Raw genomic sequence first — 19,902 nt, 5'->3', positions numbered from 1 at the left:
CGCGCGGTGTGCGGGTGGGCCTTGCTCGCCGGGCCCCCATCACGCTCGGGCCCGGGTTGTTGGCCCGGCCGACCCGCCCGGGGCGTCGGCCCCCGGACTCCGGGCCGCCGTGCCCGAGCGGCCGGAGTCCGGGGACGGTGGGCCGAGTCGACCGGCCCGCCTCGGAAAGGTCTGAACGGCTTCGAAAGCCCGTCGGAAGAACCCGGAGCACAAGCGCCCCCGAAGCCCCGAAGCCCCGAAGCCCAGGCGGAGCCTAAAGCACCGTCAGGCCGTGCGGCCGCACGTTCATCGGGTCGCCGCCGTTCTCCCCGCAGATCACGATGTCCTCGATCCGCGCCCCGTGCGTGTCGGGGATGTAGATGCCGGGCTCGATCGAGAAGGCCATGCCCGGCTCCAGGGGCAGCTTGTTGCCCTGGACGATGTACGGGTGCTCGTGGCTCTCCAGGCCGATGCCGTGGCCCGTGCGGTGGATGAAGTACTCGCCGTAGCCGGCCTCGGTGATGATGTCGCGGCCCACCGCGTCCAGTTCCTCGCAGGTCAACCCCGGCCGTACGGCCGCGAGCTGGGCGGCCTGGGCGCGCTCCAGGACGTCGTAGTACGCGCGGAACTCGGCCGGCGGCTCGCCGACGGCGTACGTCCGGGTCTCGTCCGAGCAGTAGCCGTCCTCGGTGGTGCCGCCGATGTCGACCACGACCACGTCGCCGGTCTCGATCACCCGGTCGGACAACTCGTGGTGCGGGCTCGCGGCGTTGGGGCCGGAGCCGACGATCACGAAGTCCACCCGAATGTGCCCCTCGGCGATGATCGCGTCGGCGATGTCCGCGCCCACCTCGCGCTCGGTACGTCCGGCCCGCAGCCACTCGCCCACCCGCGCGTGCACCCGGTCGATCGCCGCGCCGGCCCGGCGCAGCGCCTCGACCTCGGCGGCCGACTTGCGCATCCGCAATTCGCGCAACACATCGCCCGCCAGGCTCTGTTCGGCGGTGGGCAGCGCGGTGCGGAAGGCGAGTACCTTCTCCGCCCACATGTGGTTGTCCAGGCCGACCCGGGCGACCTGCGCGGGCAGTCGCTGCGCGATCAGCGCGTACGGGTCGTCCGTCTCGGCCCAGCCGAGCACGTCGATCCCGAGCGCGCCCGCGGGTGACGCGAGGGCGGCGGGTCGTTCCAGGCCCGGCACGACGAGGAAGGGCTCGGCGGCGACGGGCACCACCAGGCACGTGAGGCGTTCCAGCGGAAGCGCCTCGTAGCCGGTGAGGTAGCGCAGGTCGGCGCCGGGCGAGACGAGCAGGGCGTCGAGTCCCGCGTCGGCGGCTGCCTTTTGAGCGCGGCCGAGGCGGTCGGTGGGGTAAAGGTTCGGGTCGTGGGTCACGCGCCCAAACATATGACATATCACCGGGCGTCCGGCAGCCCCGACGCGGGTTCAGTGCGCGGTGGCGCGTCCCGCCGCGACCGCGTCGCGCACCGCGTCCCACAGATCGGCGCGGGCCCGCAACGACACCGTGACGGTACCCGCGCTCTCGCGCCAGGCGCGGGCCGGGTCGGGGCCGGCGGCGCACAGTTGGGCGAGCAGGCGCAGCGCCATCGGGCCGTGGTCGTCGCCGTCCACCTCGATGTGCCGGGCGAGGTATTCGCGGAACACCGCGAGCCGGCCGTCGTTCATGTCGTCGAGCGTGGTGAGGTGATCGAACATGCGCGGGATCAGCTCCTCGCGGCCGAGCGCGAAGGACGCGGCGACGCAGTGCAGCGGGGCGTGGGCGACGACCTGCCAGGTGCGGCACACGAACGCGGCGGCGCCGGCGGGTGCGCCGCACGCGCCGACCGCCTCGGGGACGGGGACGCCGTCGGCGATCAGGCCGAGGAAGCGGCGGGCCGGGCGGGTGTCGGCGCCGGCGCCGTCCATCGCGGCGAGGTAGAGCTCGAAGTGGCTGAGCGGGCCGAGGGAGGTGGTGTCGCTCTCCTCGCCGAGCACGATCTCGTTGACCATCCGCCGGATCTCCGCGTCGCCGCGTGGCACCCACGGCACCTCGACGCAGGTGAGCCGCCGCTGCAGGCTCTTGAGCAGGGACATGAAGTCCCAGACGGCGAAGACGTGATGCTCCATGAACACCCGGATCGCGGCGAGGTCGGTGAGGTCGCGGTAGACCGTGTGCCGAAGCACCCGTTGCCGTACGGGGGCGGTTTCGCCGAGCAGCCGCGCGACGTGGTCGGCCGGGAGGGTGTTCGCGCGGGCGCGCGGGAGGGTGGTGTCGGTGAGCGCGGTGGTGTCCATGACGACCGATCGTAGAGATTTCACCACTCGGTGAAACATTTGTGCCGGAATGCCGGACACGCCTGGGATGCGCGTGCCACGATGTGCGGTTGCGCGGGCGCGCGTTGCCGGACGGGCGCGATCGGCTGCCGGGGCCCGGCGCCGAGGCCGATGCCGGCGCCGGGTACGTCCGTTCGGGTGACGGCCGAATCGCCTGCCGGGGTCAGTCCTTCGGCGCGAGCGCGGCGGCCTGCTCGGGGGTCAGCCCCCAGCCCTCCAGGAGCGCCGCGTCGACGCGGCCGGACGCGTCCCGGGCGACCGAGGGGGTCTCGGAGAGCCGGGGCGCGGCGGCGGGCTGGAGGGTGCCGTCGGGGCGGACGAAGGTGGATCGGGCCCGGTTGTGCGGGTGTTCGACCGCCTCGTCCCAGGTCAGCACGGGCGTTACGCAGGCGTCGACGGGCTCGAAGATCGCGGTCCACTCGTCCCGGGTGCGGCCGGCGATCACCTCGGCGAAACGCTTGCGCAGGAGCGGCCAGCCGGCGCGGTCCGACTGTTCGGGCAGGTCCTCGTCGGCGAGGCCGAGGCCGGCCAAGAACAGGGCGTAGAACTGCGATTCGATCGCGCCGACGGCGAGGTAGCGGCCGTCGGAGGTGGTGTACACGTCGTAGAACGGCGCGCCGGTGTCGAGCAGGTTGGCGCCGGGCTCGCCGGCCCAGCCGCCCATGCCGCGCATGCCGTGGATGAAGGTGCTCAGCGTCGCCGAGCCGTCGGTCATCGCGGCGTCGACGACCTGGCCGCGTCCGGTGGTTCGGGCGGAGATCAGCGCGGCGAGGATGCCGAACGCGCAGAACATCGCGCCGCCGCCGTAGTCGCCGACCAGGTTCAGCGGCGGCACCGGGCGCTCCCCGGCGCGGGCGAAGGAGTGCAGCACCCCGGAGATCGAGATGTAGTTGATGTCGTGTCCGGCACGCGGCGCCAGCGGGCCGTCCTGGCCCCAGCCGGTCATCCGGGCGTAGACGAGGCCGGGGTTGGCCGCGAGGCAGATGTCCGGTCCGAGGCCGAGCCGTTCGGCCACGCCGGGCCGGAAGCCCTCGACGAGCACGTCGGCGCCGGCGATGAGCCGCAGTACGGCCTCGCGCGCGGTGGGGTCCTTGAGATCGGCCCCGATCGTGCCGAGCCGGCCGCGCCCGACCGCCATCGAGGGCATCGAGACGCCGTCGGGCCGGTCGACCCGGATGACCCCGGCGCCGGCGTCCGCCAACATCATCCCGACGAACGGCCCGGGCCCGATCCCGGCCAACTCGACCACCTTGACGCCATCCAACGCACCCATGCCGACTCCCAGCCCCAGCCCCCACCAAGAATTACGCGGCACAGTCAAGCAGACCGATCATGATCTGTCCCGGGGTCGGCCACACCGAGATCGAACCCGAACCGTCCCGCGACGGCCCGCCCTTGCCCGAGCCGCCGCTCCGGGGTGTCGTCCGGGTCGGTCGGGCTCGGGCTCGGGTTCGGTCTCACGGCCTCGGTCTCACGGCCTCGGGATGTTGCGGAGGTTGGTCCGGGCCAGTTGGATCATCTGCCCCACGCCGCCGCTCAAAACGGTGCGGCCGGCGCTCAGGGCGAAGCCCTGGATCTGGTCGGCGGTGATCTTCGGCGGGATGGACAGCGCCTTCGGGTCGGTGACGATGTCGACCAGGGCCGGGCCCTTGTGGGCGAACGCCTCGCGGAGCGCGCCGCGGACCTTGTTCGGCTTCTCCACCCGCACACCGAAGGCACCGGCCGCGCGGGCGATCGCGGCGAAGTCCGGGTTCTTGTTGGTGGTGCCGAACGGGGTGAGGCCGGCGACCATCATCTCCAGTTCGACCATCCCCAGCGACGAGTTGTCGAACAGCACGATCTTCACCGGCAGTTCGGCCTGCACCAGGGTGAGCAGGTCGCCCATCAGCATGGAGAATCCGCCGTCGCCGGACATCGACACGATCTGCCGGTCCGGGTACGGGAACTGCGCACCGATCGCCTGGGGCAACGCGTTGGCCATCGAGCCGTGCGAGAACGAACCGATCACCCGGCGCCGCCCGTTCGGGGTCAGGTAGCGGGCCGCCCACACGTTGCACATGCCGGTGTCGACGGTGAAGATCGCGTCGTCGTCGGCCTCCTCGTCCAGGATCGAGGCGACGTACTCCGGGTGGATGGGCACATGCTTCTCCACCTTGCGGGTGTACGCCTTGACCACCCCTTCGAGGGCGTCGGCGTGCTTGTTCAACATGCGGTCCAGGAATCGGCGATCGGTCTTGGCCCGCACCATCGGGGTCAGCGCGCGCAGCGTCTCGCGCACGTCGCCCCACACCGCCAGGTCCAGCTTCGTGCGCCGGCCCAGGTGTGCGGGCCGTACGTCCACCTGCACGGTGGCCACGTCCTGCGGCAGGAAGGCGTTGTACGGGAAGTCGGTGCCGAGCAGGATGAGCAGGTCCGCCTCGTGCATCGCCTCGTACGCCGCGCCGTAGCCGAGCAGCCCCGACATGCCCACGTCGAACGGATTGTCGTACTGGATGTGCTCCTTGCCGCGCAGCGCGTGCCCCACCGGAGCGTTGATCCGCTCGGCGAACGCCATCACCTCCGCGTGCGCGCCCGCCGTGCCCGCGCCGCAGAACAGGGTGACCCGCCGGGCCTCGTCCACCATCCGGGTCAACGCGGCCAGATCCGCGTCGCCGGGGCGCACCGACGGCAGCGAGGTGGGCAGCGTCACCGGATAGCCCCGCTCCGGCGCCGGCCGCGCGGCCACGTCACCCGGGAGGGTGACGACGGACACCCCGCCCAGGCCCACCGCGTGCTGGATCGCCGACTGGAGCACCCGGGGCATCTGCTCGGGCGTGCCGATCATCTCGCTGTAGTGGCTGCACTCGACGAACAGCCGGTCGGGGTGCGTCTCCTGGAAGAAGGCCGTGCCGATCTCGGCGCCCGGGATGTGCGACGCGAGCGCCAGCACCGGCGCGTGTGAGCGGTGCGCGTCGAACAGGCCGTTGATCAGGTGCAGGTTGCCCGGGCCGCAACTGCCCGCGCACGCGGTCAACCGACCGGTCAACTGCGCCTCCGCGCCCGCGGCGAACGCGGCCACCTCCTCGTGCCGTACGTGCACCCAGTCGATCGCGGCGTTGCGGCGCACCGCGTCCACGATCGGGTTGAGGCTGTCGCCCACCACGCCGTACAACCGGCGCACCCCGGCCTGGGCGAGGATGTCCACGAATTGCTCGGCGACGCTCTGCTTGGCCACGGGGGAAACCCTTCCGTCCGGCTACGACCGGGTCGGACGGGAGCGGGCCGGGTCGGGCCGCATCCGCCCGCCTCGGTGCGAGTGGTGACCGGATACGCGTACCCGTGCCGCGTCGGGCTATCCCCGGCCGTCGGCCAGATCCCCGTACGCCTGGAACAGGTCGGACAGGCGCAGTGTGGTCAGCTCGGCCAGATCCGGACCCTCCGGCAACTCGACCAGGCGCACGTCCCGATACATGCAGCACTTCTCGTACAGGGTCCGGACGAATCGGGCGTTGCCCAGCTCGTCGATCCAGCCCTGCTCGCGGACGTGCCCGGTGATGCTGCGCAGCTCGGCCGCCGCGTCCTCGTCCCAGGTGTCGCCGCCGCCGGCCGCCATCACCTCGGCGATTCGGGCCAGGTCCTCCGCGCCGTAGGAGGGGAACTCGACCCGGGTGGTGAAGCGCGACGTCAGGCCGGGGTTCGAGGTGAGCAGCCGGTCCATGCCCTCGGGGTAGCCGGCCAGGATGATCACCAGTCGGTCGCGGTCGTCCTCGGCCCGCTTGAGCAACACCTGGAGCGCCTCGTCGCCGTACGCGTCGCCCTTGGAGTAGCCCACGTTGGTGAGGCCGTACGCCTCGTCCACGAACAGCACGCCGCCCAGCGCCGAGTCGATCAACTCGCTGGTCTTGACCGCGGTCTGGCCCAGATACTCGCCGACCAGGTCGGAGCGCTGCGCCTCGACCAGGCGATCGCTCTCCAGCAGGCCGAGCGCCGCGAAGACCCGGCCGAGGAGGCGGGCCACGGTGGTCTTGCCGGTGCCGGAGGGCCCGGAGAAGACGAAGTGCCGCTTGGGCGCCTGCGCGGGCAGGCCCTGCGCCTCGCGCAGCCGGGCCATCCGCATCTGCGCGGACAACGCCCGGACCTGGCGTTTGACCGGCTCCAGGCCGACCATCGACTCCAATTCGGCGAGCACGAGGGCGAGTTCCTCGGGGGCGGCGGCGGGGCGCATCGGCGCCGCCCGGTCGGCCGCCCGCGCGTCGACGTCGACGTCGGCCTGCGGGTCGGCCTCGCCGTCCGGGACGGGCTCCGGCTCGCGCTCGGTCTCCACCACCGGCGGCGGCCCGGCGGGCGGGGGCGCGGTCGCGGGTATGGGCGGGAGCACGTCGGGCAGCGGGCCGCGACCGACCACGGGGCCGGCCAGGCGCGCGGTCATCCCGCCGTACTCGTCCAGCGGCTCGCCGGCCGCCAGCGAGGACAACCTCGCGGCGGTGTCCATGAACGACGGGTCGGCCTGGTGCACCGCGCGGTACAGGGGCAGCGCGGCCGGGGTGCGGCCGGTCTCCTCGTACGCGCGGGCGAGCCAGTAGCGCAGCTCCTTGCGCTGCGGGTGCTCCGAGCGGCAGCGCACCAGGGCGGTGGCGAGCACCTGTTCGGCCTTGGCGTACAGCCCCAGGCGGACCCGGGCCATGCCGGCGAACAGGCCCGCCTCCACGCCGAGCAGCGCGTCGTCGTCCAGGCCCGCGGTGTGCCGGAGCAACTGCTGCCAGTCCTTGCCCAGATAGGCCCGACAGGCGAGCAGGAAGCGGGTGGCGGCGTCCTGTTCGGCGGGCGGGCACAGGGCGAGCGCGGCGTCCAGCTCGGGCAGGTGCCGGCCGTCCAACCAGTGCGAGGCGTGCGCGAGCGCGAGGTCGCGCGGGGTCTCCAGGACGAGCTGGACCCACCAGCCCAGCCAGTACCAGGAGTTGAGCGGCCGGCCGTACTTCGCGCGCTGCTCCCCGAAGCGCTCGCGATGGGTGTGCATGGCGACCACCGCGGTGGCCACCTCGACCTTGAGCGCGTGCAGCCCCAGCCAGGCGTCGGCCATCCCCGGGTCGGCCTCGACGGCGGCCCGGAACTGCACCTCCGCCTGGCCGTATTCGCCGGCGACGTAGGCGTCCATGCCGCGCAACCAGGCCAGTTCGGCCGGACTGCCGGTGCGTGCGCCACGTTCGGTCTGTCCCACGGTGGACCCCCCTTCCCCCGGCCGGTCCTCTCCGCGTGCCCGTGTCCCCGAGGGGACTTCGAGAGGATGTCGGCCCGCTGCCGATGAATCCCGGTGCGCCCATTCCGCTCGATCGGCGACGCCCCTTAAAGCCTCTCCCGTTCCGCTGTCCGTCACGCACGCATCGGTCACGGATGGTGTCCGTTTCGCCACGCGTTCGTCCCCCGGGGCATCGTACCGAGCGGGGGCGGTCAAGCCGAGGGGCGAATGAGACTCGAGGTGGTGAGCCGCGGCCGGCGGCTGCGAGCCGGTGGTGCGGCGGGGGCGGTGAAATCCCCCGGGGCGGAGGCGAGTCGGCTCGGCGCACACGAGGAAGCCCCCGGTCGCGGGGGAACGATCGGGGGCTTCGTCTCGGCGCGGAGCCCGGGGCCGTCCCCGGTGTTGCCGCTATACCGCAAGCTATGGCGATCCGGACACAACGGTCAAGCGCGCCACGCGGGTGAATCCCGGGACGGAATCCGATGTCGCCGAGACGGCCCTCGCGGGGGGATCGTGCGCCGGGCGCACCCCGGGGGTGCACTGCCCGCACGCTCTCGGCGGTGCTGACGCGCTCGTGTTCGTAACGCTACGGTCGGTATATGGGCAACCTCGGGGACGCGGGCGGAACGGCAACCGGGGGCGAACCGCAGTTTCGTCCCGGGGACAAGAGCGGCGGAGCCGGCCGGGCGACGGTGGCCGGAGCGGCGCCGCGTCGGCTGCCGCCACGGCGCCGCAAGGTCGTCGGGGGCGGCGCGAGCGCCCCCGAGCCCGACCTGACCCCGCGCGCCCGGGTCGCGGGCGCCTCGATCGCGTGGGAGGCGGGCAAGGACCCGCGCCCGCAGCCCACGGTCCCGGCACCCGCAGCGCCCCCGGACGCGGGCGGCCCCGGGCAGGCGGTGCGGCCGGGCGGCCGGCCGCTCGTGGACACCGCGATCGGCCTGGCGGGGCGGCTGGCGCAGGCCGCCGCCGACGCCAAGCACCGCAGCGACCTGATGCGCGACCTGCTCACCGGGCGCGGCACCGACCTGACGGGCTGGGCGGTACTGCCCACCGGGCCGCTCCTGGTGGTGGTGGCCGAGGCCGACCCGCCCGCGGCCGGCCGCGACCCGAGGGCGATCCGGGCCGGGCAGGAGGCACTGGCCCTCGCCTGGTCCGGCGCGGTCGGCGCACGCGCCCCGGAGGCGGCGGTCGCCGCGTATCCGCGCGAGGTGGTCACCCTGCTCGGCGCACCCGCCGACGGCCAGGCCACCCGGCTGGTGACCGAACTCGCGGCCGTGGTGCACGCGGATTGCGGCCCGGCGATCCGCTCGTTCACGACGGGGGTGAGCCGACCGGCGGAGTCACTCGACGCGCTGCCGGTCGCGTACGAGCAGGCCCGCCGCGCGGTCGCCGCCGGTCGGCGCATCCACGGCCCCGGCGCGGTGGCCGACTTCGACCAGCTCGGCGTCTTCCGATTGCTCAGCCTGATCCCCGATCCGGGTGAACTCGACCGCTTCGCCCGCGAGGCCCTGCGCACACTGGCCCACCCCCGCGACCCGGAGGCAGCCGACCTGCGCAACACACTGCAGGCGCTGCTCGACACGAACCTGAACGTGGCCGAAACGGCACGGCGGCTGTATGTGCACTACAACACGCTGCGGTATCGGATCACCAAACTGGAGCGCCTGCTCGGCCCGTTCACGCAGGACCCGCATCTGCGCCTGAACCTGATGATCGCGCTACAGATCGTCCGCATGCAGGGTCGCTGACGCTCCGGAGGGGGCGGGGGCAGGCTCGCGATGCGCGTCGACTGCGCCGGCCCGGCACGGGGGCGGCCCGGCCTCCGGCCCGGCCGTCCTCAAACGCCGGACGGGCTGATCGGGTTCGGGCGCGGGCACGGATGGGCGCGGGCCGAGGTGGGCGCGGCACGCTCCGCTGCGGGGGCGGGCGGCGTCCGGGCGGATCGGGTCGGGTGCTTCCGGCGGGGGTTGCGCTGCGTGGGCCGACGCGGGACCGGTCCGAGTCGCGGGGCAGCCGCCGCCGGCGTGCGGGGCTCCGAGACCGGGGCCCCGATGAGACGCGTGCGTTGCTCGGCGAAAACCGGCCGGCAGCGGCGGGCAGGGAGGGCGCTCCGGTCGAGTCCGCCGGCGAGCCTTCCCGAGTGGGTTGGGGGCATATCGGGGGACGTTCGCGGGAGTTGGGGTCTGAAACCGGTTCGCGATGGGTGGCTTGGGGCTTCGCGTTTCGGTGATCTGCGGTTTTGCGGCGCCGGCGCGGAAAGTCTGTTGCCGAATGCCGGTTTCGTGCGCTCCGGCCTCTAAACACCGGCGCGGCGACCGAAAGTGCCCAGTACGACTCGAAACCGGATCCCGAGCCCTCGAAACGGCTCCCATCCAAAGCTGACCTGTGGTTTTCCCTCACACTGAGGCAGCAGCACCCCACGCGATCCGGGTTCGTGAACCTTCGCCACCCACACACCCACCGCACCGAAAACACCCGCCCTCCCAACCCACTCGGGAAGGCTCGCCGGCGGACTCGACCGGAGCGCCCTCCCTGCCCGCCGCTGCCGGCCGGTTTTCGGTGAGCAACGCACCTGTCTCGTCGGGGGCTTCGAGTCTCGGAGCCCCGCACGCCGGCGGCGGCCGGCCCGGCGACTCTGACCGGCCCCGCACCCGGCCACCCGGCCGAGATGCAACGCCCGCCGGAAACACCCGACCCACTCCGAAAGGCCCCTCGGGCACTCGACCCCGACCACCCTCCCGCTCCACCGCTGCTGGTCGGTTTTCCGGTGAGCAGCGCACCTGTCTCGTCGGGAGGCGCAGTCTCGGAGCCCCGCACGCCGGCAGCGGCCCACCCGGCGACTCTGACCGGCCCCGCACCGGGCCACCCGACCGAGACGCCACGCTCGCCGGAAGCACCCGACCCACTCCGGGCGCGCCCCGGGGGACTCGACCCGACCCCTTGCTCCGGCCGCCGCCGCAGGTCGGGTTTCGCCGGGCAACGTGCCCGTCTCGTCGGGGCTTCGAGTGTCGGAGAGCCCCGCACGCCGGCGGTGGCGGCTCGGGCTTCGGGCCGGGTCGGTCCCGGGGCCGATCGGGATGCGGCTCACGTTGGAGGCGCACGACGTGCTCGGGGAGGCCCGGTGGCCCCGATACGGCCGCCCTCCACCGTGACGCGCGTTCCGCTACCGCGCCTCGGGGGCTGTGCCGTAGTGGTCGGCCAGGGTTCGGAGTTCGCGGGCCGCGGTGATGGCGGCGGATTTGCCGTTGGAGGTTTGGATGCCCATGACCGGGAGCGTGTCGCCGTTGGACATGTCGATGTAGACCCACGGGTCGCCCTGGCGGAGGTACACCCGGACGATCTGGGCCCATTCCAGATGTGTGGTCCGCAGCAGGTTGACCACCGTCACGCCGTCCGCGGCGGCGACCACCTTCGGGCGGCCCAGCATCACCATCGCGCCGAGTCCCAGGACGCCGGTTGCCGCGACGCCCATTCGCGAGCCGAATCCCCAGCCGCCCTTCTCCGGCAACATCACCGCCAGCACGCACAGCCCGACCAGGATGATCGCGCCGAGCACGCCGGTGATCAGCCGACTGCGCCCGGCGTACCAGGTACGCGGGAGCGGGGGGTCGACGGGGGTGGGCTCGCTCATTGGGAAACGGTTCTCCGGAGGGTGGCGGTGGTCGGCCCGCCTGGTGACGGGCCGACCGGACGGGGTCAGAGGCGGCAGGCGTGGATCCCGGTGACCAGGATCGCCCGGGCGCCGATCTCCCAGAGGTCGTCCATGATCTGCTGGGCGTTCTTGCGCGGCACCATCGCCCGCACCGCGACCCAGCCCTCGTTGTGCAGCGGGCTGACCGTCGGCGACTCCAGGCCCGGGGTCAGCGTGACCGCCGCCTCGACCCGCTCGACCCGGATGTCGTAGTCCATCATCACGTAGCTGCGCGCGACCAGGACACCCTGGAGCCGGCGCACCAACTGCTCCAGCGCCGGCGAGGTCTCCGCGCCGGCGCGCCGGATCAGTACCGCCTCGGAGCGCAGGATCGGCTCGCCGAACACCTCCAGGCCCGCCTGGGCCAGCGTGGTGCCGGTCTCCACCACGTCGGCGATCACGTCGGCGACGCCCAGCTGGATCGCGGTCTCCACCGCGCCGTCCAGCTTGACCAGTGCCGCGGCCTCGATGCCGTGCTCGGCGAAGTCGCGCTGGACGATGCCGATGTAGGAGGAGGCCACCCGCAGTCCGGCCAGCCCCTTCTTGCCCTGCTCGGCCAGCTCGCGAGCGATCGGCGCGGGCGCGGCGTAGCGGAACGTGGCCGGGGCCAGGCCCAGTTGCAGGATCTCCTCGGCCTCGGCGCCGGAGTCCATCAGCAGGTCGCGCCCGGTGATCCCGGCGTCGAGCCGGCCGGAGCCGACGTAGATCGCGATGTCGCGCGGGCGCAGGAAGAAGAACTCGACGTTGTTGTCGGGGTCGGTGAGAACCAGTTCCTTGGAGTGCTTGCGCTGGCGATAGCCGGCCTCATGCAGCATCGCCGACGCAGGCTCGGAGAGGGAACCCTTGTTGGGGACGGCGATGCGCAGCATGGAATGACCCTTCGGGATGGTGCTGAACCGAGTGCGGCTGAGAGGTACGGCTTCGCCCCCGGCCCGGGCGGTGGGCCGGGGACGGCGACTGTCACAGGTGAGCGTATACGTCCTGGAGGGAGATGCCGCGGGCGACCATCATCACCTGGAGGTGGTAGAGGAGCTGGGAGATCTCCTCGGCGGTGCGGTCGGCGCCCTCGTGCTCGGCGGCCATCCACACCTCGGCGGCCTCCTCCACGACCTTCTTGCCGATCGTGTGTACGCCGGCGGTGACGAGCTCGACCGTGCGCGAGCCCTCCTGGCCCGATTCCGCCTTGGCCCGCAGCTCGTCGAAAAGCTGTTCAAACGTCTTCATGGTGCCCATCGCGTGGTTGTGGGTGGCGTACCGAACGGCCCGGCCGACCTGCCGGTCAGGCCGAACGCCACGGTTCGGAGAGCGTACGCAACGCCATCGCGGTCGCGACGGCCGCCTCCACCGCTTCGCGGCCCTTGTCCTCGCGCGAGTGCGGCAGGCCGGCCCGGTCCAGGGCCTGCTCCTCGGTGTCGCACGTGAGCACGCCGAAGCCGATCGGCACGCCGGTGTCGAGCGCGACCCGGGTGAGGCCGTCGGTGGCGGCGGAGCATACGTACTCGAAGTGCGGGGTGCCGCCGCGGATGACCACGCCGAGCGCGACCACCGCGTCGTAGCCGCGACCGGCCAGCGCCTTGGCGAGCACGGGCAATTCGAACGCGCCGGGGGCGCGGATCAGCGTGGGTTCGGTGATGCCCAGCTCGCTCAGGGCCTTGACGGCCCCGTCCACGAGGCCGTCCATCACGGCGGTGTGCCACTGCGCGGCGACCACGCCCACGCGCAGGTCACGGCAGCCCTCGACGGTCAGTTTCGGGGCTCCTGCGCCACTCATGTCTGTCGTTGTCCTTCGGCTGGAACGGCTCGATGCCCGGCTTGTACTGCCCGGTTTGTGCACGACTGCGAGCCTGGTTGCGAGATGAGGATGGAGCGGTTCGAACGAGACGAACCTATCGGCGCGGCCGGGACCGCACCGCGCCCGTGTCACCGGTACGGGTGACGTCGGCGGCTCGGGAGAGCCGAGGGGTCACGCGCTGCTGACCGCGCGCCCCTTCGCGTCGACGACCTCGGCGACCTCGGCGACCGACGGCAGGTCCGCGGTCGGGTCGCCGGGGTCCAGCCAGGGCAGGTCGTGGCCCATCCGGTCGCGCTTGGTCTGGAGGTAGCGCAGGTTGTCCGCCGTGGCGTGCACCGGCAGGGCGACCCGGCCGGTGATCTCCAGGCCGTAACCCTCCAGGCCCGCCCGCTTGGCGGGGTTGTTGGTGAGCAGCCGCATCGAGCGCACGCCCAGGTCGACCAGGATCTGCGCGCCGGTGCCGTAGTCGCGGGCGTCGGCCGGCAGGCCCAGTTCCAGGTTGGCGTCCACCGTGTCGTGGCCGGCGTCCTGGAGTTGGTACGCCTGAAGCTTGTGGATCAGCCCGATCCCGCGCCCCTCGTGCCCGCGCATGTACAACACCACGCCCCGGCCCTCGGCGGTGACCCGGTCCAGCGCGGCGTCGAGCTGCGGGCCGCAGTCGCAGCGCAGCGAGCCGAACACATCGCCCGTCAGGCACTCGGAGTGCACCCGGACCAGGACGTCCTCGCCGTCGCCGATGTCGCCGGCGACAAGCGCGATGTGCTCCACGCCGTCGACCGTGCTGCGGTAGCCGATCGCCCGGAACGTGCCGTGCTCGGTGGGCAGTCGGGTCTCGGCGGCGCGCTCGATCGTGCGCTCGGCGCGACGGCGGTAGGCGATCAGGTCGGCGATGCTGACGATCTTGAGGCCGTGTGCGCGGGCGAACGGGATCAGCTGCGGCAGCCGGGCCATCGTGCCGTCGTCGTTGACCACCTCGCAGATCACCCCGACCGGCGCCAGACCGGCCAGCTCGGCGAGGTCCACGGCCGCCTCGGTGTGTCCGGGGCGCACCAGCACGCCGCCCTCGACCGCGCGCAGCGGGAAGATGTGGCCGGGTCGGGTCAGCTGGGTGGGCAGCGTGTCCGGGTCGGACAGCAGCCGCACGGTGTGCGTGCGGTCCGCGGCCGAGATGCCGGTGTCCACGCCGTCCTTGGCGTCGACCGAGACCGAGTAGGCGGTGCCCTTGCGGTCCTCGTTGACGGCGGTCATCGGGGGCAGCTTGAGCCGGTCCAGGTCGGCGCCGCGCATCGGCACGCAGACCACGCCCGAGGAGTAGCGGATCATGAAGGCCATCAACGCCTGCGTGGCCAACTCGCCGGCGAAGATCAGGTCGCCCTCGTTCTCCCGGTCCTCGTCGTCCACGACGACGATCGCCTCGCCGGCGGCGATTGCCTTGATCGCGTCGTCGATGGTGTCGAGGGCGGACTCGGTGGGCGCGCCCATCTGCGCCGGCACCTCGATCTCGGTGGTTTCGCTGCTGGTCTTCACGCCGTTGCCCCTTCCAGGTGCCGTTCTGCCCCGCGGGCAGCCCCCTTGTCCCGGTACCGCCGGGAGCGGTTCCACCAGTCGACGAGTCCGGCGACGCACATCACGAGGAAGACGCCGTAGACCAGTCCGCTGAACACCAGACCGTGCTGCCAGGCGAGGGGTACGCCGACGAGGTCGACCGCGATCCACACCAGCCAGAACTCGAACAGCCCTCGGGCCTGCGCGAGCATCGCCACGACCGAGCCGACGAAGATGTACGCGTCCGGCCAGGGCGCCCACGAGATGCCTGTGTGTTCGAGCAGTTGCGCGAAGCCGACCGTGCCCGCCGCCATCAGCGCGACCAGCGCGATCCGCTCGTGGGTGGTGCCGAAGCGGATCTCCACCTCACCGGTGTCGCGCCGCCCGCGCGCCCAGCGCCACCAGCCGTACGCGGCGGCGACGATGATCACCACGTTGCGCATCGCGCTGCCGCCCAGGTGCACGGAGGTGTTGGCGGCGATCAGCAGCGCCGCGCCCACGATCTGTACCGGCCACGCCCACAGGTTGCGGCGCAGCGCGAGCCAGACGGTGGCCAGCGACGCGATCTGGCCGAGCAGGTCGGACCACGGCACCGGCTTGTTCGCGACGGTGAACGCGGCGTCGTTGAGCCAGCCGGTCACGATGCCCTCACCCCTGTGCCCGGCCCGTGGGTGCCCAGCCGCTCGACGTACTTGGCGATGATGTCGACCTCGAGGTTGACCGGGTCGCCGACGGTTTTCACGCCGAGGGTGGTGAGCGCCAGCGTGGTGGGGATCAGGCTGACGGTGAAGCTCGTGTCGTGCGCCTCGACGACGGTGAGGCTGATTCCGTCGACGGTGATCGAGCCCTTGTCCACCACGTAGCGGGCCAGGTGCGCCGGGAGGGCGATCTCGACGATCTCCCACTCCTCGCCGGGGGTGCGGGCCAGGATCTCGCCGGTGCCGTCGACGTGCCCCTGGACCAGGTGTCCGCCGAGCCGGCCGCCGAGCACCATGGGGCGCTCCAGGTTGACCCGCGAGCCGGTGCTCAGCGCGCCGAGGCTGGACTTGTCCAGCGTCTCCTGCATCACGTCGGCGGTGAAGGTGGCCGCCTCGGGGTCGACCTTGTCGTCCACGACGGTCAGACACACACCGTTGACGGCGATCGAGTCGCCGTGTCGGGCACCGGTGGTGACGACGGGGCCGCGGATGGTGATCCGGGCCGAGTCGGTCAGCCGCTCGATGGCCACGATCTCGCCGAGTTCCTCAACGATTCCGGTGAACATGCGTCAGGACTCCTTCGTACGGCCTGCGGAGTGCGGCCGTGGGCGGGCGGTGATGCGGATGTCGGTGCCGAGGCGCGTGACGTCGTCGACGTCCAGTCGCAACATCTCGGAGATGGTGCCGATTCCGGCCGGGCCCAGGGCGGTGGGTCCGGCGCCGAGCAGGGCGGGGGCGAGATAGCCCACGACGGTGTCGATCAGGCCGGCCGCGGCGAACGCGCCGGCGAGGGTGGGGCCGCCTTCGAGCAGCACGGCGCGCACGTCGCGGGCGTACAACTCCTTCAGCAGCGCGGGCAGGTCCAGGCCGGTGCCCGCGAGCGGTACGCGCAGTACGGCGGCCTCGGGCAGGTGTGCGGCGGCCGCGTCCGGGCCGACCGCGATCAGGGTCGGCGCCGCGTCGTCGAGCACCCGGGCGTCGGCGCGCGTGCGGGCGTGGGTGTCCACGATCACCCGCAGCGGTTGCCGGGCGCCGGGTACGTCGCGCGCGGCCAGGTGCGGGTCGTCGGCGAGCTGCGTACCGGAGCCGGCCAGCACCGCGTCGACGCTCGCCCGCAGCACGTGGGTGTCGGCGCGGGATTCGACGGAGCTGATCCACCGGGCGCTGCCGTCGGCGGCGGCGCTGCGGCCGTCGAGCGTGGCCGCGTACTTCCAGGTCACGTGCGGGCGGCCCAGGCGGACGGCGGTCAGCCAGGCCCGGTTGCCCGCCTCGGCCTCGGCGGCGAGCAGGCCGCCCTCGGCGTCGATGCCCGCCGCGCGCAGCACCGCGCCGCCGCCGGCCGCGGCCGGGTTGGGGTCGGCGACGGCGTAGCGCACCCGGCGGATGCCGGCGTCGATCAGGGCCTGTGTGCAGGGGCCGGTGCGGCCGGTGTGGGAGCAGGGTTCGAGGGTGACCAGGGCGGTGCCGCCGCGGGCCGCCGAACCGGCCGCGCGCAGCGCCTCGACCTCGGCGTGCGGGGCGCCGGCGCGGGTGTGGAAGCCCTCGCCGACCACGGTGCCGTCGGGGCCGAGCACGACACAGCCGACCAGCGGATTGGGACTGGTGTGACCGCGCGCACGGCTCGCCAGCGAGATGGCCCGGCGCATCGCCGAGGTCTCCTCGACCGGCGGGGTGGTGTTGCCCTCCACCTCGTGCCTCCTCGCGTTCGACGCGGGGCAACCGGGGTGTTTTCGGGCACAACGACACGACGAATCGACGCGCGGGGATGTCGGCGCACCTGGGGGTACGCGGGCATGCCGCAGTCGCTCGCCGCGCGCCACCTCCCATCCGGACTTTGACCGTCGGTACCGGAATTCCACCGGTTCAGCCGGCCGTCGCTCCACGTGATGCGGGGCGTCGACCGGGTCGCGGACTGTAACCGCCGGTTCGGATTTTCACCGACCCCGGAGCGCGCGTACGTGACTTTCGTACACCTGGAAGTGTGCCACGGCGGCCGACAACGTTGACCGTGGGCAACCTGTGCCGTCCGTCACGGTGCGTTCGTATATCCGAACGCGACTGCGGCGAGGATGATCTGACGATTCGTCAGGTCGCTGGTCGAGGCGGTGCCCGCGGCGGGTGGCTTCGATGAGATTCTGTGCGCATGACCGTGCAGATCAATCCGAGCATCCTGTCCGCCGACTTCGCCCGCCTCGCCGACGAGGTCGCGCAGGTGCGCAACGCCGACTGGCTCCACGTGGACGTCATGGACAACCACTTCGTACCGAACCTCACCCTCGGCCTGCCCGTGGTGGAGAGCCTGATGAAGGCCACCGACACCCCCATCGACATGCACCTGATGATCGAGGACCCGGACCGCTGGGCGCCCGCCTACGCGGAGGCCGGCGCGGGCAGCGTCACGTTCCACGTGGAGGCCGCGACCGCCCCGATCAAGCTCGCCCGCGACCTGCGGGCCAAGGGCGCGCGCGCCTCGATGGCGCTGCGGCCGGCCACGCCGATCGAGCCGTACGAGGACCTGCTGCCCGAGTTGGACATGCTCCTGGTGATGACGGTCGAGCCGGGATTCGGCGGGCAGAGCTTCCTGGACGTGATGTTGCCGAAGATCCGGCGGACCCGGCAGCTGATCGCCAAGCACGGTCTGCAGATGTGGCTGCAGGTGGACGGCGGGGTCTCCGCCAAGACGATCGAGATGTGCGCGGAGGCCGGGGCGGACGTGTTCGTGGCGGGCTCGGCGGTCTTCGACGGGGCGGACCCGGGTGCGGCGGTGGATCGGCTTCGGGCGCTGGCGACGGGGGCCGCGGAGCGCTGCGCCCATTAGGGCGGGGTTGTTGTACCCATCCGCCCACCCGTTGCACTGTGTGAGCACGCCGCGGTTTTCATGGTTCGGGGTCACCCGCGCCGGCCCGTGAAGCTTCGTCACAATGAGTGAAAGCGACGCGGGGCTGTTGGGGTCTCTCGTCATCCTCGCCGGGGCGGGAGACCTCAGCCGGTCGCGGACCAGATCGTCCAGTGGTCGATTTCGGTGATGGGCGCCCGGGACGCGAGCTTGGACTCGATGTAGGCCGCCAGGCTGTCGAGTTCGACGTCGGTCAGTTCGTGCAGGATCGAGCGGCCCGTGCGGGCGCGCAGGTCGGCGCCGACCTCTCGGGCGTCGGTGTGGGTGCGGCGGGTCTCGGCGAGCGCGGTGGTGCGGACGGCGGTGAAGCCGGCCTCGCGCAGTGCCGCCTCCACCACGGCGCCGGTGGGACGCCGGGCGGTCTCGATCGCGAGCAGGGCGGGGAACCGCTCGAAGAACCAGCCGCGCAGGTGGGTGGGCGTGCCGGGGCGGGCGACGTCGGCCGGGGTGCGGTCCTGGACGATCAGCGTGCCGCCGGGCGCGAGCAGCCGCCGGGCCTCGCGGAAGCACCCGGCGAGGTCGTCGAGGTGGTGGATCAGCGCCCGCTCGAACACGATGTCGGCGCCGCCGTCGGGCAGCCCGGTGGCGTACGCGTCCCCTTCCCGAAACGACAACCCGTCCCGCTCACCCGCCCGTTCCCGGGCGCCGGAGAGCATCGCGGCCGAGAAGTCCACCCCGACCGCGCTCGCCGCCCCCAGAGCCGACCACGCGGTGGTGTACACCCCGCCGCCGCACCCGACGTCCACGACCCGCGCCCCGACCGGGTCCACGAGGTCGCCGACCAGCCGCGCCCAGTCCGCGCCGGCGGTTCGATGGGTGTACGTGAGGCGGTTGGCGTGGCTGTGGAAGTCGATCGGCATGGCGGCCTCCCGTGGGCACGACGCAAACTATCTCGACATCAAGATACTTTACGGTGAGAGGGCGCTTCAAGGTCTCGCCGGCGCCGCCGGATCAGGTACACGCCGGTGCACAGGGTGACCCCGGTGAGCGCGGCGATGTGTTCGCGGCCGGCCAGGTTCGGCTCGACCACCACCTCGGCGATCATCAGCGCCCACACACCCACGAACAGGATCGGCGCCCGGCGCACCATCGCGATGCACACCACCAGGCCGACCACCGCGGCCGAGGGGCCGGTGTCCATGATGTCGCCCTGGTGCGCGTCGATGCCGAGCAGGTGGTCCGGGCCGAGGCCGACCATCACCCGCGCGGCCAGGGTGCCGGACAGCGTGGCGACGTACGCGATCACCAGGGTCCGACGGGCGCCCAGGTCGAGTTCGGCCAGTCCGAACAGGATCAGCACCTGGATCAGCGCACCCCACACCGGCAGGTCGGGCGCGGGCACGAACAACGACACGGGGGTGCGCAGCAGCGCGAGCGGCAGCGGGATGCCCGCGCTCACCCCGCCCAGCACCCGCACCACGTCGCCGCCCCACGAGGTGCGCCAGGCCAGCCAGAAACCGAGGCTCAGGAGCACCGCGCACACCGTGAGCGGAATCGCCTTCGGCCCGTGCGCGCGCAGTTCGCGCACGGGCCGCGCGGTGAGCCTGGTCCATTCGCCGCGCACCGCCGCCCCCGTGCGGACGAGCGGGCCGGGGCGCGGGGTGCTGCGGGCGAGCGTGGACATGGGTACGGCGGCTCCTGCGATGGCGGGTTGTCGCGACCGCCGCGGTGCGCGGGGAACCCGAGGGACGGCCGGTGCGGCCGCGCCCGAAGTGACGACCACCCCCGCCGTTATGCCCCACTTGAACCGGATTCAG

Annotated in this window: 17 protein-coding genes and 1 riboswitch; of the genes, 2 read left to right on the top strand and 15 right to left on the bottom strand. The window is 72.7% G+C overall.

Annotated elements, in window-relative coordinates:
• Window positions 1-253 precede the first annotated feature (253 nt).
• The 5 genes from ACFRCG_RS43135 to ACFRCG_RS43115 form a co-directional block, all read right to left on the bottom strand.
• A complete protein-coding gene (locus ACFRCG_RS43135) occupies window positions 254-1,381 on the bottom strand; it encodes a M24 family metallopeptidase (protein WP_380001330.1) in 1,128 nt (375 codons plus the stop codon).
• A gap of 39 nt (window positions 1,382-1,420) precedes the next feature.
• Window positions 1,421-2,269 carry a DUF3050 domain-containing protein gene (locus tag ACFRCG_RS43130; RefSeq protein ID WP_380042007.1) on the bottom strand — a complete coding sequence of 283 codons (849 nt, stop codon included), beginning with the start codon at window positions 2,267-2,269 and terminating at the stop codon, window positions 1,421-1,423.
• A 202-nt stretch (window positions 2,270-2,471) separates the two neighbouring features.
• A complete protein-coding gene (locus ACFRCG_RS43125; protein WP_380042005.1) occupies window positions 2,472-3,581 on the bottom strand; it encodes a CaiB/BaiF CoA transferase family protein in 1,110 nt (369 codons plus the stop codon).
• 198 nt (window positions 3,582-3,779) lie between these two features.
• Window positions 3,780-5,522 carry a pyruvate dehydrogenase gene (locus ACFRCG_RS43120; protein ID WP_380042002.1) on the bottom strand — a complete coding sequence of 581 codons (1,743 nt, stop codon included), beginning with the start codon at window positions 5,520-5,522 and terminating at the stop codon, window positions 3,780-3,782.
• 117 nt (window positions 5,523-5,639) lie between these two features.
• Window positions 5,640-7,442 (bottom strand): AAA family ATPase, encoded by a 1,803-nt coding sequence (locus tag ACFRCG_RS43115; RefSeq protein ID WP_380042020.1) that lies wholly within the window; start codon window positions 7,440-7,442, stop codon window positions 5,640-5,642.
• Between the two features lie 680 nt (window positions 7,443-8,122).
• Here ACFRCG_RS43115 and ACFRCG_RS43110 point away from each other — a divergent pair.
• Window positions 8,123-9,271: a PucR family transcriptional regulator gene (locus ACFRCG_RS43110; RefSeq protein ID WP_380042000.1), complete on the top strand. Its 1,149-nt coding sequence runs from the start codon at window positions 8,123-8,125 to the stop codon at window positions 9,269-9,271.
• A 1,415-nt stretch (window positions 9,272-10,686) separates the two neighbouring features.
• Here the strand turns inward: ACFRCG_RS43110 and ACFRCG_RS43105 are convergent.
• The 8 genes from ACFRCG_RS43105 to ribD form a co-directional block, all read right to left on the bottom strand.
• Window positions 10,687-11,154, bottom strand: a complete 468-nt coding sequence (locus ACFRCG_RS43105) for a PH domain-containing protein (RefSeq protein WP_380041998.1) — start codon at window positions 11,152-11,154, stop codon at window positions 10,687-10,689.
• 65 nt (window positions 11,155-11,219) lie between these two features.
• On the bottom strand, window positions 11,220-12,083 hold the full coding sequence (hisG, locus tag ACFRCG_RS43100) for an ATP phosphoribosyltransferase (protein WP_078974258.1): 864 nt from the start codon (window positions 12,081-12,083) through the stop codon (window positions 11,220-11,222).
• Window positions 12,084-12,174: 91 nt separating this feature from the next.
• Entirely contained in the window at window positions 12,175-12,438 is a 264-nt protein-coding gene (locus ACFRCG_RS43095) for a phosphoribosyl-ATP diphosphatase (protein WP_371863190.1), read from the bottom strand.
• 55 nt (window positions 12,439-12,493) lie between these two features.
• The gene (ribH, locus tag ACFRCG_RS43090; RefSeq protein WP_126642970.1) at window positions 12,494-12,985 is read right to left on the bottom strand and encodes a 6,7-dimethyl-8-ribityllumazine synthase; all 492 of its coding nucleotides are present in this window, start codon (window positions 12,983-12,985) and stop codon (window positions 12,494-12,496) included.
• 192 nt (window positions 12,986-13,177) lie between these two features.
• Entirely contained in the window at window positions 13,178-14,488 is a 1,311-nt protein-coding gene (locus tag ACFRCG_RS43085; RefSeq protein WP_380042017.1) for a bifunctional 3,4-dihydroxy-2-butanone-4-phosphate synthase/GTP cyclohydrolase II, read from the bottom strand.
• Between the two features lie 41 nt (window positions 14,489-14,529).
• Window positions 14,530-15,192, bottom strand: coding sequence for a nicotinamide riboside transporter PnuC (gene pnuC, locus ACFRCG_RS43080; protein WP_380041995.1), 663 nt, complete (start codon window positions 15,190-15,192; stop codon window positions 14,530-14,532).
• Window positions 15,189-15,815, bottom strand: coding sequence for a riboflavin synthase (locus tag ACFRCG_RS43075; protein ID WP_380041993.1), 627 nt, complete (start codon window positions 15,813-15,815; stop codon window positions 15,189-15,191). Before ACFRCG_RS43075 ends, pnuC begins: the two co-directional genes overlap by 4 nt.
• Before the next feature lie 3 nt (window positions 15,816-15,818).
• On the bottom strand, window positions 15,819-16,895 hold the full coding sequence (gene ribD / locus ACFRCG_RS43070) for a bifunctional diaminohydroxyphosphoribosylaminopyrimidine deaminase/5-amino-6-(5-phosphoribosylamino)uracil reductase RibD (RefSeq protein ID WP_380042014.1): 1,077 nt from the start codon (window positions 16,893-16,895) through the stop codon (window positions 15,819-15,821).
• 165 nt (window positions 16,896-17,060) lie between these two features.
• Window positions 17,061-17,205, bottom strand: a riboswitch (FMN riboswitch).
• Window positions 17,206-17,392: 187 nt separating this feature from the next.
• Here ribD and rpe point away from each other — a divergent pair.
• Window positions 17,393-18,067, top strand: a complete 675-nt coding sequence (gene rpe / locus ACFRCG_RS43065; RefSeq protein WP_380041990.1) for a ribulose-phosphate 3-epimerase — start codon at window positions 17,393-17,395, stop codon at window positions 18,065-18,067.
• 164 nt (window positions 18,068-18,231) lie between these two features.
• Here rpe and ACFRCG_RS43060 read toward each other — a convergent pair whose 3' ends face one another.
• Together ACFRCG_RS43060 and ACFRCG_RS43055 are read right to left on the bottom strand one after the other, a co-directional pair.
• Window positions 18,232-19,005: a class I SAM-dependent methyltransferase gene (locus ACFRCG_RS43060; protein WP_380041987.1), complete on the bottom strand. Its 774-nt coding sequence runs from the start codon at window positions 19,003-19,005 to the stop codon at window positions 18,232-18,234.
• 38 nt (window positions 19,006-19,043) lie between these two features.
• Window positions 19,044-19,769: a hypothetical protein gene (locus tag ACFRCG_RS43055; RefSeq protein ID WP_380041984.1), complete on the bottom strand. Its 726-nt coding sequence runs from the start codon at window positions 19,767-19,769 to the stop codon at window positions 19,044-19,046.
• Window positions 19,770-19,902: the final 133 nt, after the last annotated feature.

The organism is Embleya sp. NPDC056575 (genome assembly GCF_042793325.1).
Classification (GTDB): domain Bacteria; phylum Actinomycetota; class Actinomycetes; order Streptomycetales; family Streptomycetaceae; genus Embleya.
The sequence above is the reverse complement of the archived record's forward strand: the minus strand, read 5'-3'. Positions and strand labels throughout refer to the sequence as shown.

Excerpts from the sequence above, each read along its gene's own strand:
- ACFRCG_RS43135 (WP_380001330.1), bottom strand. The coding sequence starts at position 1,381 with ATGTTTGGGCGCGTGACCCACGACCCGAACCTTTACCCCACCGACCGC.
- ACFRCG_RS43130 (WP_380042007.1), bottom strand. The coding sequence starts at position 2,269 with ATGGACACCACCGCGCTCACCGACACCACCCTCCCGCGCGCCCGCGCG.
- ACFRCG_RS43125 (WP_380042005.1), bottom strand. The coding sequence starts at position 3,581 with ATGGGTGCGTTGGATGGCGTCAAGGTGGTCGAGTTGGCCGGGATCGGG.
- ACFRCG_RS43115 (WP_380042020.1), bottom strand. The coding sequence starts at position 7,442 with ATGGACGCCTACGTCGCCGGCGAATACGGCCAGGCGGAGGTGCAGTTC.
- ACFRCG_RS43110 (WP_380042000.1), top strand. The coding sequence starts at position 8,123 with ATGGGCAACCTCGGGGACGCGGGCGGAACGGCAACCGGGGGCGAACCG.
- ACFRCG_RS43105 (WP_380041998.1), bottom strand. The coding sequence starts at position 11,154 with ATGAGCGAGCCCACCCCCGTCGACCCCCCGCTCCCGCGTACCTGGTAC.
- hisG (WP_078974258.1), bottom strand. The coding sequence starts at position 12,083 with ATGCTGCGCATCGCCGTCCCCAACAAGGGTTCCCTCTCCGAGCCTGCG.
- ACFRCG_RS43095 (WP_371863190.1), bottom strand. The coding sequence starts at position 12,438 with ATGAAGACGTTTGAACAGCTTTTCGACGAGCTGCGGGCCAAGGCGGAA.
- ribH (WP_126642970.1), bottom strand. The coding sequence starts at position 12,985 with ATGAGTGGCGCAGGAGCCCCGAAACTGACCGTCGAGGGCTGCCGTGAC.
- ACFRCG_RS43085 (WP_380042017.1), bottom strand. The coding sequence starts at position 14,488 with ATGGGCGCGCCCACCGAGTCCGCCCTCGACACCATCGACGACGCGATC.
- ACFRCG_RS43075 (WP_380041993.1), bottom strand. The coding sequence starts at position 15,815 with ATGTTCACCGGAATCGTTGAGGAACTCGGCGAGATCGTGGCCATCGAG.
- ribD (WP_380042014.1), bottom strand. The coding sequence starts at position 16,895 with ATGCGCCGGGCCATCTCGCTGGCGAGCCGTGCGCGCGGTCACACCAGT.
- rpe (WP_380041990.1), top strand. The coding sequence starts at position 17,393 with ATGACCGTGCAGATCAATCCGAGCATCCTGTCCGCCGACTTCGCCCGC.
- ACFRCG_RS43060 (WP_380041987.1), bottom strand. The coding sequence starts at position 19,005 with ATGCCGATCGACTTCCACAGCCACGCCAACCGCCTCACGTACACCCAT.
- ACFRCG_RS43055 (WP_380041984.1), bottom strand. The coding sequence starts at position 19,769 with ATGTCCACGCTCGCCCGCAGCACCCCGCGCCCCGGCCCGCTCGTCCGC.